Source organism: Croceicoccus esteveae (assembly GCF_031846435.1).
In the GTDB taxonomy this organism is placed as follows: Bacteria; Pseudomonadota; Alphaproteobacteria; order Sphingomonadales; family Sphingomonadaceae; genus Croceicoccus; species Croceicoccus esteveae.
Genome location: NZ_JAVRHS010000001.1, coordinates 114,624 through 126,469, shown reverse-complemented (window position 1 = coordinate 126,469; position 11,846 = coordinate 114,624). Strand labels below are relative to the sequence as shown.

Below are 11,846 nucleotides of genomic sequence, written 5' to 3'. Positions count from 1 at the left end.
ACAAGCGGTTTTCTGCGGCTTTCTCAGGAAAGTGGAGCGGGTAGCGGGAATCGAACCCGCATAGCCAGCTTGGAAGGCTGGAGCTTTACCACTAAGCTATACCCGCCCATGGTCGTGTCATGTCGCTTGCCATCATAGCAGGGGTCACGTCAATATCGCTGCTTCGTTTTTATGCGTAAAAACATTCGGGGCACATCTCCGGCTGTGCATACTACCGATCAAATGTGGTGCGAACACCAATCCAGAGCGTGCGCGGTGTGCCAAGGTCAATCGAACCTTGTTGATTGCGCGTGATAATCTCTTCGTCGAGCAAATTTTCACCGCGTATCAGCAGCCGGGTCTGATCGGTAACGGCGAAGCTTGCGAAGGCGTCGAGAGTCGTAGCGGCCGCCAGTTCATTGCTGTTGATATCGTCTTCGTAGCGTCGCCCTTCGTGCCGCACAGTCACAGACAGGTCCACGCCTGCATGAGGCGTGATGCCGGCGGTGGCGCTGACCGCGAACTTCGGCACTTGCGCAGGACGCAAACCGTTCAGATCGGCCGCGTCGCCGGACGCTTCATTCTGCGCGTCCAGATAAGCAGCGGACAAAGAGGCAAAGCCATGTGTCCATCGTACGTTGCCGTCCAACTCCACCCCGCGTGATGAAATGGCTTCGATGTTGCGGCGACGGCGCAGGTTGTCGCCAATGGTCACGTTCGAAATGGCGTTCTTCAAGCGATTGTCAAAGGCTGTCAGCGAAATCGCTGCCCTGCCGGTGCGGTAATCCAGCCCGGTCTCGTAGCCGAACAGGCGCTCGTTTTCCAAAGCGGCGTTCGCCTGCGTGACGACGGGAAACACAACGTAAGGGCGATAAAGTTCATTCAAGGTCGGCAGTCGCAACCCGGAATATACTGCTCCGCGCAACGAGATGCGCGAGGAAACATTGTAAAGCACACCGCCTCGCAGCGATTCTTCCCAGCCGCTGCGGCTGGCAAACCGATCAGCGATCGTTGTCATCCCGGAACCGTCCTGTTCCCGAAAGAACCCATCGGCGATTACGAAGTGGTCCAGCCTCGCGCTGCCGGTGAGTACGACATCTCCTATCCGCCAATCGTCCTGCACATAAAAGCCGGCGTCGGTGTTGCGGCCACCAGCCCGGCGCATCGCAGTCAGCTGTTGTGTAAACGCGCTGTAAGCCTCCTCCCGCAGTTCACCGTCCGCAATTCGCAGATCCGCTCCAAATCGCAAAGTGTGCGCCGTACCGGTTGGAGGGCGCAGTTCCAGCTTGCCGCCCAGCCCCAACGCCGGCGTCGCACGCTGATCCAGGACTTTCACAAAGCGGGTCGAGCTGATCACGACATTGGAAAAGTCTCGCAGCTGTACATACCCCAGGGCATCGAACTGCCAATTGGACCCGCCGGTGAGCCTGAGGCTGAGATCCTGACCGGAAGAAGTGCTGTCCGCCCCATCGAAGCGCAGCGTACGTCGATCATCGAAAGCTGCGGCACGGACCTGCAACTCGGCTGCTTCGTTAACAGGAGCGACCCCGCGAACGGCCAGTGACCAGCTGCCATATGCCGCCTTGGCGCTCGCTGGCACGCGTTGCGCCACAGGTGTTGTGAAAAACCCAGGCCCGCGGTCCCAGCGACCCGACACCACAGCAAAGCCACTGCCCAGCTCGGGCGCCATGCTGATCGAGGCTTCGGTTCCGCCACGCTCGTTCACAAAAGCGCTGCCGTTTACCAGGTCGAGCATCGCTGCGCCCGCACTCTCCATCGCGATCGTACCGGCCACTGCGCCAGCACCGAACGCGCCTGAACCGCCGCCTCTTGTCACCACGATCCGCGCCAGCCTTTCAGGCGGCAGAGCAGCATAAGGTATGTAGCCAAAGAACGGATTGGCCTGCGGTATGCCATCGACAAGCACCAGACTGCGACTGCTTGCATTGCCGCCCAGCCCGCGCAAAGCTGCGCCCTGGGCCGACGGATTGGCAGCCCGGCTGTCGGAACGGCGGAACTGCTGAAAACCGGCTACGCCTTGCAGGACATCCTCGATCCGTCCCGATGCCGCGCGCAGGAGAGCATCGCGATCAATCTCCACGGCGCCGTAGGCAGGCTCCCCCGGCGTCGGCTCCAGCCCCTCTCCTGTCACCACGATCGGTCGGTTCTGCGTCGGCTCCTCGCGCACGACATCTGTCCGCAGCGGCTCCGCCGTCTGTGAACAAGCGGGCAGCGCTGCGCCGCTCAGGACCACCCCGGCGGCGCCGAAAAGCGCACGACGTTGCCTGTTGCTGAAAGAGATCACTGTCATGACTGCTGCCGATGAAGCAGATTGTGTCTGCTCGCAATCCCCGGAAGATCAGCCGTCGCTGATGCAATAGTCGATTGGCCGGAAGCTCCCGCCATTGCTGTCATAGGCCGAACAGGCCGTCAGTCCCACAATTAGATCCATCCTTGCGCGCAGTTTCAGGCAGTCTCCTGCCTTGCTGACCGGCGGCAATACGCGCAGGCCGCCGGTGTTGCCGTCGACTGAAACGTTCATGAAGCAATTGAACGCGATGGGAATGTCATCCTCGCTGATACCATAGGGCGCGAGTGCTTCTGCCAGATTGCCAAAGCAGCCGCGGTGGACCGGTTTGTCTGGATAGAAGTGCTCGAAAGTCGCTACGCTACAGGGCGTCAGCAGGAAATCGTGCAGCCCAACCGTGTCATGCACAATCTCGAACATGACTCTTGATCGATTGGAGTAAAGGCTGTGCCCCGTGGTCAGCCGAATGGTCTCGGCATAGTCAAGCGTGCGACCTGAAGACAGAACCTCTCGAACGTCATGAGCGTTATAGGCAAGCAGATCGGAGACCTGCTGTCCTTCGGGATCGATAACCGTAAGAAGCTGCCCGTCATGAAGCTTGAATGCGGCGCCGCTGCGCGGAGCAATGCGTGTCGGCTCACCCGCCTTGCCTGCGTCTGTCATTTCGAAGCTGCGCCTGCCGAAGCATCGCCGTTTTGCCTCGACGATGATCTGGGGTCCTGAAAGGGGCATCGCCAGTCCTCGTCGACGATCCGCCCGGAATATTGCCGCGCCTCACTGGTTTCCCCATGCCGGGAAAGCATCGGGTTCACATCGCCTGCCAATGCGATATCGCGCTTCAGGATGGTGTCGCGCATCGTCTCATATTTGCCTCGCTCACGCAGTAGCTCGAATTGGTCGTGCAGGTTAAAGACGAGCACCGGGTGATGGAAACGGCGAGCAGGGCGACTGGCGTGGGGGTGAAGCCCGACCACAAAAAATGCTTGGCCGCCAAAGCTTAGTGAAAAATGCGGGTCGTCGGGATCGGCGCTCACCGACGTGTCATGCCCTTGCCCACGCCAGGCATCCTTGTCACTTAGCGACTGGATCCGCTGCCACAAAGCTTCCTCGAAACTCTCTTCCGACATGGGATCTGTATCGCGAAAAATGACCGCCAATGAACGGAATTCTGGCGCCTCCACCTGCTCAAGATCCTTCGTGTAATCCCACGCCCATTCCAGCAGGGCATCGTGGATGCGAAGATCGTCCCACCCGCTAAGCAGCGAATTGGCTACCATCATCTTGAGGTTACCACGCGCCAATGCCGACTTTGCGCCAACACAGGGAAAGGACTGGTCCCGGACGAATTGTTCAAACTGGTCCGCCAGCACGGCGTCGTCATCTGCGCCGGCCCGGAGCTGCATTGTCACTTTTTTCATACCGGAAAGGTACGCGTCTGCGCCTGATAAGTTCCAGAAATGTCGCCGTTCCGGTCCCGCCAGCATTCCGGCTCAGGCAGGGCGATTACCCCAGCCTGAGCCTGCTTTGCCGGGACGTTTTGATCAATGCTTCTGGTTACGCCAGACGTTCTGATACGCCAGATAGGCAAGAATGGATGCGATGATGAGGAACAGGACCACTGGCCAGCCAGCCTGATGGCGTTTGGCAAGCGTCGGTTCGGCAGCCCAAGTCAGGAAAGCAGCCACGTCGCGTGACATGCTGGCCACCGTGGAACTGCTGCCATCATCGAAGGTCACCTGTCCGTCACTCGTGAGTGGCGGGGCCATGGCAATGTTCAGATTCGGGAAATACGGGTTGTAATGCAAACCGTTGGGCGTCTTCGCATCGGGGAATTGCGCCAGCAGAGCAGCAGGCTGATCCTGATATCCGGTAATCAGCGAATAGACATAATTGGAACCGTCATGTCGAGCCTTGGTAATCAGCGAAAGATCAGGCGGGACCGCGTTGTTATTCGCCGCACGCGCGGCAATGTCGTTGGGATAGGGGGATGGAAAGTAATCGGTTGCCAAGCCCGGACGCGAAGCTGCCTCACCCGTGTTCGGGTCAACACCCGGCACCTGCCAGGTCGCGGCCTCGGCCTTGACCTGCGCTTCGGAATAGCCAAGCTGCGCAAGATCGCGAAACGCCACATGCCGAAGCGCATGGCAGGCCGCGCAGACTTCCTTGTAGACCTTGTATCCACGTTGCAATTGCTGAACGTCAAAGGTTCCGAACACCCCGGCGCTGGGCAGCTTGGCATCGCGCGGGTGTTCATAGAACACATGCTCCGCGGTCGTTTCATGTTCCTCGGTGGCCCAGGTGTAGAGCCCCACACCAAACGACCAGAGGAGGATCACGCCGAAAAACAGGCCGACGAGGATTGCGATGAAGCGAGCCATTGAACGCGTCTTTCTTTTGTCTCTTGCGGCTCAAGCGCCGGCTGGGCGGTAGAGGCCCGCATCATCAGGACCCGGGCGGCTATCGGTCGGCCGTTCACCGGTCGTCGACAGCGGAACCGCATCATCGGCACCCGTCCTGTGGTTCAGGACAGCGTCAGTGATTGAGTGGGGGAGCGGTTTGGGCTTCTCGATGATTGATACGATCGGAAGGACGATGAGGAAATGGGCGAAGTAGTACAACGCCGCAATCTGGCTGAGCATGACGTATGGCTCTTCAGCCGGCGCGCCACCGCAGTAGAACAGCACTCCCATGGTCGGAATGAGACCGAACCAGAAGAACTTGCGGAACAGCGGGCGATAAAGACCTGAACGCACTGGTGACTTGTCCAGCCAGGGAAGGAAGAACCAGACCAGAATTGCCGCAAACATCGCGATCACACCCATCAGTTTGGCAGGCAGGAACAGGAAATCCTGCGTGAAGGCGCGCAAGATCGCGTAAAATGGCCAGAAGTACCATTCGGGCACAATATGCGCAGGTGTGGAGAGCGGGTTGGCTGGGATGTAATTGTCAGGATGGCCAAGATAATTGGGCAGGAAGAACACAAAGGATGTGTAAAGCACCAGGAATACTGCCAGGCCGAAGCCGTCCTTCGCCGTATAATACGGGTGGAAAGGAATAGTATCGCTTTCGTCCTTGATTTCGACACCCGTCGGGTTCGAAGATCCAGGGATGTGCAGCGCCCAGATGTGGAGAATGACCACACCTGCGATAATGAACGGCATCATGAAGTGCAGCGAGAAGAACCGGTTGAGCGCCGCATTGTCAGGCGCAAAACCACCCAGCAACCAGATCTGCAGCGGTTCACCCACCAACGGAATGGCGCTGAACAGGCCGGTAATTACCTTGGCGCCCCAGAACGACATCTGCCCCCAGGGCAGCACATAGCCCATGAACGCCGTTGCCATCATCAGAAGAAAGATCACGACACCCAGCAGCCAGATCATTTCGCGCGGCGCTTTGTAGGAACTGAAGAACAGCCCGCGAAAGATGTGAATGTAGATGACGACAAAGAAGAACGATGCGCCATTGGCATGAGCGTAGCGCAGCATCCAGCCCCAGTTCACGTCCCGCATGATGTGTTCAACCGAGTCGAACGCCACCAGCGCGTTGGGCGCATAGTGCATCGCCAAGACAACACCGGTAATGATCTGAAGCACCAGGCAGAAGCCGGCGAGAACGCCAAAGTTCCAGAAATAGTTGAGGTTGCGTGGCACCGGATATCCGGCACCGACAGCATTGTAGACCAGCCTTGGAAGCGGCAGTTTTTCATCGATCCAGCGTGTAAAGCCACTCTTGGGTTGATACTGCTGTGCCCACGGAAAGCTCATGATCTGTTACTTTCAGCCAATCTGAACGGTGGTGTCGGAGGTGAATTCATATTCCGGCACCAGCAGGTTTGTCGGTGCAGGGCCTTTGCGGATACGCGCCGCAGTATCATAGTGGGAGCCATGGCAGGGACAGAAATACCCGCCAAACTCGCCTTTGTTCTCACCCTCGCCTGCGCCGAGCGGAACGCAGCCCAGATGGGTGCAAACGCCCATGGTGATAAGCCAGTTTTCCTTGCCCTCCTTGGTGCGTTCGGCAAGCGTCTGCGGATCACGCAGCGAGGATACATCCACTGCCGCGGCTTCGGCAATCTCGGCCGGGAGCAGATTGCGGACAAAGACCGGCTGCTTGCGGAACACTGCCTTGACCGACTGGCCTGGCTGGATAGCGGAGATGTCGAGCTCTGTCGTCGATTCGGCAAGAACGTCTGCGGAAGGCGCCATCTGACTGATCAACGGGAACAGAACCGCGATGCCACCGATACCGGCAAAGCTGACGGCTGCAATCTCGATGAAATCACGACGTCGCACGCCCGTTTGCGTGTCGTCCTGGACCGCTTCGGGATGTTCAACAATCGCGTCTGTCATGCCTCGCCGTGCCTTGCGCTAACCGTCCGGCGAAACTGGCCGAACCGAATGAAACGAAATGTGCAGAGGATCCGCTATGGAACCTCATACAGAACACGGCCGGATCGGCGCACCGCCAATTTTCCAAACCTTGCTGTGGCGCGTCATAGACTTGAGGACAGGATTTTCCAACAAGGTTTTTACGCAAAGGTGCCGCCTGCATTTTCCTCTGGCGAGAACCCCGCACCTGGAGGCCATTGCGGTGAACCAAAACCGAGCACCTTGAACAAGCGCCCCATGCCCTGTCGATCCCTTGCATCGACAAGCCGTTCGAGCCCCGAAAACACGCTCTTGGCCTGCCCCGGGTTCGCAGCCGCAAGGGCATGTGCACGTTCCTTGATCCCGAGCCGGTTGAGAAACACGCCCTGTTGGACCGTTCCGTAGAGCACACAGCCAGCATCCTGCGCGACATTGGCAAGACTGGCAAAATCGACATGGGCGGTAAGATCGGCGTTGCCTGGATCGAAGAAGGGATCAACCATGCGATGATTGCGTACTGCCTGAAGCGTGGAACCGATGCGCGTCTGCACGTAGCCATAATCCACGGTCAGCATTGCGCCGCCTTGCCGCGCGATTGCCATGGCAACATCCTGCATGATCGCAGCAGCGGCAGGCACGGTTTCGATAATGGTGCCGACCGGCGCGTCGGTCTGGACTGACGCCAATGCTGCGTCCATCGGCTGCTCGCCCTCGACAGGAATGAACCGCTCTTCTTCCAGAGCGACCATGCGTTCGCGCCATCCGTCCTGTGTGCGGACCAGTTGCCGGACGGCAAGCGCATCGAAAAATTCATTGGCAATGATCAGCAGTGGCAGATTGTCAGGCAGCGTGGCTGTGCTGTCGTGGAAGATTGCGTCCGGCACGGCTTGTGTCTGCAATTTACGTAATTGCGGCGATCCCTCGATAAAATGGACTTCGGGAGCAAGATGCGCAGTGCGGATGACGCGGAGCGCGTCGCGGGCCAGTGTCCCGCGCCCCGGCCCCAGCTCCACATAAGCAAAGCGCGGGATGGCAGTTGCGCCTGCGGTCCGAAGCACCAGATCCGCAACCCACCCACCAAGCATTTCACCAAACAGCTGGCTGATTTCGGGTGCGGTAATGAAGTCACCGGCCCTGCCCAGCGGATCGCGGGTGGCATAGTAATGCGCATTGGCGTGCGCCATGTACTGAGCGACGGAAATTGGTCCGGAGGTCCGGATCAGCCGACGCAGCAAATCGGCGAGGGTGCCCTCCCTTGCGCTCACGCGGACCGCGCCGGCTCCTGCGCCGATGCCCGTGCCGATGCTTGGCCGAGCGCAGGCCTTTGCAAGGCGCGCCAGATCAGGAACACGCCCGCCAGGATCAACGGGATCGTCAGCCATTGCCCCATGGACAACCCGGTCCGCATGGCAAATTCAGTCAGCTGTGGGTCGGGCTGACGGAAGAACTCGACCAGGAAGCGAGCCAGCGCAATGCCGGCGGTGAACGTGCCCACCAACAGACCGGGCCGCCAGCGCGCCCGCGTCAGCCAGAACAGCGAGAGCATGACGATGATCATCAGCAATCCTTCCAGGCCTGCTTCGTAAAGCTGGCTTGGATGGCGCGGCAGCGGCCCGGCACGCGGGAATACCATCGCCCAGGGCACTTCGGCGGTGCGCCCCCACAGTTCGCCGTTGACGAAATTGGCTAGCCGCCCGAACATCATGCCGAACGCCACATTGACAGAAATGTAGTCGCACACGCGCAGGAACGCGAGGCCGCCACGCCTGCTGACCCAGGCGATCGCCAGCAGCACACCGATGACGCCGCCATGGAAGCTCATCCCGCCTTCCCAAAGCTTGAACAGATCGGTGCTGGTCCACAGGTCAGGTTCGTAAAAGGTTGCATAACCGATGCGGCCGCCAAGGATTATGCCAAGCGTGCACCAGAAGAACAGATCTTCTGCATGACGCTGCGCCATCGGGGCGCCGGGCGCCTTGAGCATCCGGGTCAGATGCCAGTAACCAAGAACAATGCCCGCAAGATAGGCAAGCGAATACCATCGCAACTGGAAAAAGCCGAGGTCAATGCTTGGTTTGAGGCCGAGATCCGCCCAATAAAGCGGCGCCGTGTCGCCAGCAACGGCCAAGATAGTCATCAAAGACAAAGACTTCTCCCCTCGATCGGACTTGATCCGATGCAGCACGCGGCGCTTCTGGCACAGGCCGCACGCCGATGATAGGGAGGAACGCCAATTGACAATCAAGCGGTCGATCTCGGGCACAAGCATCAGAGGCGGCGCCACGCGAATGATCCACGTTGCTCATCGTGCTGCTGAACCCCATATTACAAGGGTGGCAGCGCGACGTTTGCCGCAATGAGAAGGAGCGGCCTTGCTACACGACAAGATCCCCGATCAGCGTGGCATCATTGATCGCCGCCGAGTCGCAGCCGATCTTGATCGCGCAATGATGCAGGACGGTTCGGCACCTGGGCAGGACCCAGGGGCAGAGCACAGGCAGGCTGGCGTCGAGGTGCTGCGCAAGGCACTTCGAGAGGGGCGGCAGGAAATCGGGCGGCGGCTGGAAGCGGAGCCGTCTGCCGGCCACAAGAGCGCTGCTGCACAAGCGTTTCTCGTGGACCAGTTGATCCGGATTATCTATGATCATCTGACAATGCGTCTTGATCCAGAGGCGAAAGACGCAGGCCCCGAGCAGTTGGCGATCATGGCAGTGGGTGGATACGGGCGCGGGGAAATGGCGCCGCGGTCCGATGTCGATCTTGCTTTTCTCACCGCGGAACAGCGCAGCGTACAGGCCGCGCCGCTTGTCGAGGCAATGCTTTACTATCTGTGGGACCTTGGTCTCAAGATTGGCCATTCCAGCCGGTCACTCGATGAGATGATCGCGCTTGCCAGACAGGATCTTACCATCCGCACCGCTCTTCTTGAAGGGCGCTTCGTCTGGGGCAGCAGGGAACTGTTCGACCATGCCCAAAAGCGATTCTGGAAAGAAGTGGTCAGCGGCTCTGAGCGCGCTTTTGTTGAACAGAAGCTGGAAGAGCGCGAGCAGCGCCACCGTCGGATGGGCGACAGCCGGTACGTGGTGGAGCCGAACGTCAAGGAGGGAAAGGGCGGACTACGCGACCTTCACACCTTGTACTGGATCGGGAAATACGTTCACAAGGTGCGACATTCCGCTGATCTGGTCGAGGCCGGCCTGCTGACCCGCAGCGAATATCGCTCGTTCAGGCGCGCAGAAGATTTCTTCTGGGCGGTGCGCTGCCATCTTCATACCATGACCGACCGCGCAGAAGACCGTCTCACGTTCGATGTGCAGCCGGAAATTGCCGCACGTATGAACTTTGCCGATCGACCGGGAAAAAGCGCCGTCGAACGATTCATGCAATATTACTTCCTTCAGGCAAAACGGGTCGGCAGCCTGACAGGGGTATTCCTCGCGCAGCTTGAAGAACAGTTTACAAGATCACGGACCGCAAGGCTGGTTTCGCGCATCACCACGCGCAGGCGGATTGTTTCCGGTTTTGTCATCGCCGATGGCCGCATTACCGTTCCATCCGAGGATTTCTTCAGGCAGGACCCTGTAAGGCTGATCGAGATATTCGCCGTCGCCAATCGTGAAGGAGTGGATATCCACCCCGACAGTCTGCGCATTGCCGGTCGCGATGCCGGGCTGATCACCGGCAAGCTGCGGCGGGACCAGCGAGCCAACGCCCTGTTTCTCGACCTTCTGTCCAGCCGTGACAATCCCGAGGCTGCCTTGCGCCGGATGAACGAAGCGGGGGTGCTGGGCCGCATCATGCCCGAGTTCGGCCGTGTCGTGGCACAGATGCAGTTCGACATGTATCATCATTACACCGTGGATGAGCATACCATTCGGGCCATTGGCCGGCTTGCCAGCATCGAGCATGGCGATCTGGCCGAGGTGCATCCGCTTTCGACCAGGATCATGCCCCGGCTGCGTCATCGCCGCGTGCTGTTCGTGGCCGTTTTACTCCATGATATTGCCAAGGGACGCGGCGGCGATCACTCGGTGCTGGGAGCGGAGATCGCCGCGACGGTCGGGCCGCGGCTCGGCCTTGATGAAGAGGAAACGGAACTGGCATCATGGCTGGTGCGGCGCCACCTCCTGATGAGCTCCACCGCGTTCAAACGTGACTTGTCCGACCCCAAGACGATAAGCGATTTTGTCGCCGAAGTGCAGTCGCTGGAACGTTTGCGGCAACTTCTTGTCCTTACCGTGGTGGACATTGGCGCGGTCGGTCCCGGCGTCTGGAACAGCTGGAAAGGACAGCTGCTCAGCGACCTGTTTACTGCTGCGGAGGAGCAATTGCGTCTTGGCTACATGGCCAAGGGGCGCAACCAGGTGATCAAGGGAAGGAAGGCAGCGGTGGGCAGGCTGCTGGATCGCGACAGCGAATTGGTCCGAACGGTCGGCGCTACGATGACCGCGGCGTACTGGATTGCCGAAAGCGAGGATGTGATCGCACACAATCTGCGGCAGATCGCTGATACCGGGCAAACGCCACTTTCTGTGGTTTGCCGCTATTCACCCGATCGTGGTGGAACATTGGTAATGGTGGTGACTCCTGACCATCCGGGCTTGTTTTCGCGCATAGCGGGCGGCATCCATCTTGCTGGCGGCGATATCATCGATGCACGCATCTACACCAATCGCGACGGGCTGGCGGTGGACAATTTCCTGGTGCAGGACCCGCTTGGCCGGCCGATGACGGAACAGGACCAGATCGACCGGCTGACCCGGGCCATCAGCGATTCGCTGGCAGATCGGCTGCGTCTGGCCCCGCAGCTTGCCGCACGTCCTTTGTCGCACGCCAGATCAGCCGCCTTTGATGTGCAGCCCCGCATCACTTTTGACAATGATGCATCAAACCGCTTCACCGTCATCGAGGTGAATGCCCGTGACCGTCCGGCCCTGCTTTACCATCTGGCCAGTGTGATGTCGCAAGCCAATCTGCTGATCAATTCGGCACACATTACCCATTACGGCGAACGTGCGGCCGATACTTTCTATGTGACCGACCTTCTGGGAGGCAAGATCACTTTACCCGACAGAATTGAGAAATTGCGCCAGCAACTGCTCGACGCTGCAGGAGAAGCCGAATGGAAAAACTCTGAAACCCAAACCCAAGCGCCAGCCACAGTCGCAGATGGGCATTGAAGCGCGCTG

Annotated in this window: 9 protein-coding genes and 1 tRNA gene; 1 reads left to right on the top strand and 9 read right to left on the bottom strand. The window is 59.4% G+C overall.

The window, feature by feature from the left end:
* Nucleotides 1-32: 32 nt before the first annotated feature.
* From RM533_RS00545 to lgt, 9 genes are all read right to left on the bottom strand, one after another.
* Nucleotides 33-106, bottom strand: a tRNA-Gly gene (locus RM533_RS00545).
* A gap of 105 nt (nucleotides 107-211) precedes the next feature.
* Nucleotides 212-2,290: a TonB-dependent receptor gene (locus RM533_RS00540; RefSeq protein ID WP_311339236.1), complete on the bottom strand. Its 2,079-nt coding sequence runs from the start codon at nucleotides 2,288-2,290 to the stop codon at nucleotides 212-214.
* A 48-nt stretch (nucleotides 2,291-2,338) separates the two neighbouring features.
* The gene (locus tag RM533_RS00535; protein ID WP_311339235.1) at nucleotides 2,339-2,950 is read right to left on the bottom strand and encodes a DUF1989 domain-containing protein; all 612 of its coding nucleotides are present in this window, start codon (nucleotides 2,948-2,950) and stop codon (nucleotides 2,339-2,341) included.
* Nucleotides 2,947-3,690, bottom strand: coding sequence for a guanitoxin biosynthesis heme-dependent pre-guanitoxin N-hydroxylase GntA (gene gntA / locus RM533_RS00530; protein WP_311339680.1), 744 nt, complete (start codon nucleotides 3,688-3,690; stop codon nucleotides 2,947-2,949). The genes RM533_RS00535 and gntA overlap by 4 nt, the downstream gene beginning before the upstream one ends.
* A 138-nt stretch (nucleotides 3,691-3,828) precedes the next feature.
* Nucleotides 3,829-4,665 carry a cytochrome c1 gene (locus tag RM533_RS00525; protein WP_311339234.1) on the bottom strand — a complete coding sequence of 279 codons (837 nt, stop codon included), beginning with the start codon at nucleotides 4,663-4,665 and terminating at the stop codon, nucleotides 3,829-3,831.
* Between the two features lie 30 nt (nucleotides 4,666-4,695).
* Nucleotides 4,696-6,054 (bottom strand): cytochrome b, encoded by a 1,359-nt coding sequence (locus tag RM533_RS00520; protein ID WP_311339233.1) that lies wholly within the window; start codon nucleotides 6,052-6,054, stop codon nucleotides 4,696-4,698.
* A gap of 12 nt (nucleotides 6,055-6,066) precedes the next feature.
* Nucleotides 6,067-6,639, bottom strand: a complete 573-nt coding sequence (gene petA, locus RM533_RS00515) for a ubiquinol-cytochrome c reductase iron-sulfur subunit (RefSeq protein ID WP_311339232.1) — start codon at nucleotides 6,637-6,639, stop codon at nucleotides 6,067-6,069.
* A gap of 179 nt (nucleotides 6,640-6,818) precedes the next feature.
* Nucleotides 6,819-7,922 (bottom strand): class I SAM-dependent methyltransferase, encoded by a 1,104-nt coding sequence (locus RM533_RS00510; RefSeq protein ID WP_432265009.1) that lies wholly within the window; start codon nucleotides 7,920-7,922, stop codon nucleotides 6,819-6,821.
* Nucleotides 7,919-8,794, bottom strand: a complete 876-nt coding sequence (gene lgt / locus RM533_RS00505) for a prolipoprotein diacylglyceryl transferase (protein WP_311339231.1) — start codon at nucleotides 8,792-8,794, stop codon at nucleotides 7,919-7,921. Before lgt ends, RM533_RS00510 begins: the two co-directional genes overlap by 4 nt.
* Before the next feature lie 235 nt (nucleotides 8,795-9,029).
* Here lgt and RM533_RS00500 point away from each other — a divergent pair, with 235 nt between their 5' ends.
* Nucleotides 9,030-11,837, top strand: coding sequence for a [protein-PII] uridylyltransferase (locus RM533_RS00500; RefSeq protein ID WP_311339230.1), 2,808 nt, complete (start codon nucleotides 9,030-9,032; stop codon nucleotides 11,835-11,837).
* Nucleotides 11,838-11,846 lie beyond the last annotated feature (9 nt).

Excerpts from the sequence above, each read along its gene's own strand:
- lgt (WP_311339231.1), bottom strand. The coding sequence starts at position 8,794 with ATGACTATCTTGGCCGTTGCTGGCGACACGGCGCCGCTTTATTGGGCG.
- RM533_RS00540 (WP_311339236.1), bottom strand. The coding sequence starts at position 2,290 with ATGACAGTGATCTCTTTCAGCAACAGGCAACGTCGTGCGCTTTTCGGC.
- RM533_RS00525 (WP_311339234.1), bottom strand. The coding sequence starts at position 4,665 with ATGGCTCGCTTCATCGCAATCCTCGTCGGCCTGTTTTTCGGCGTGATC.
- petA (WP_311339232.1), bottom strand. The coding sequence starts at position 6,639 with ATGACAGACGCGATTGTTGAACATCCCGAAGCGGTCCAGGACGACACG.
- RM533_RS00520 (WP_311339233.1), bottom strand. The coding sequence starts at position 6,054 with ATGAGCTTTCCGTGGGCACAGCAGTATCAACCCAAGAGTGGCTTTACA.
- RM533_RS00535 (WP_311339235.1), bottom strand. The coding sequence starts at position 2,950 with ATGACAGACGCAGGCAAGGCGGGTGAGCCGACACGCATTGCTCCGCGC.
- gntA (WP_311339680.1), bottom strand. The coding sequence starts at position 3,690 with ATGCAGCTCCGGGCCGGCGCAGATGACGACGCCGTGCTGGCGGACCAG.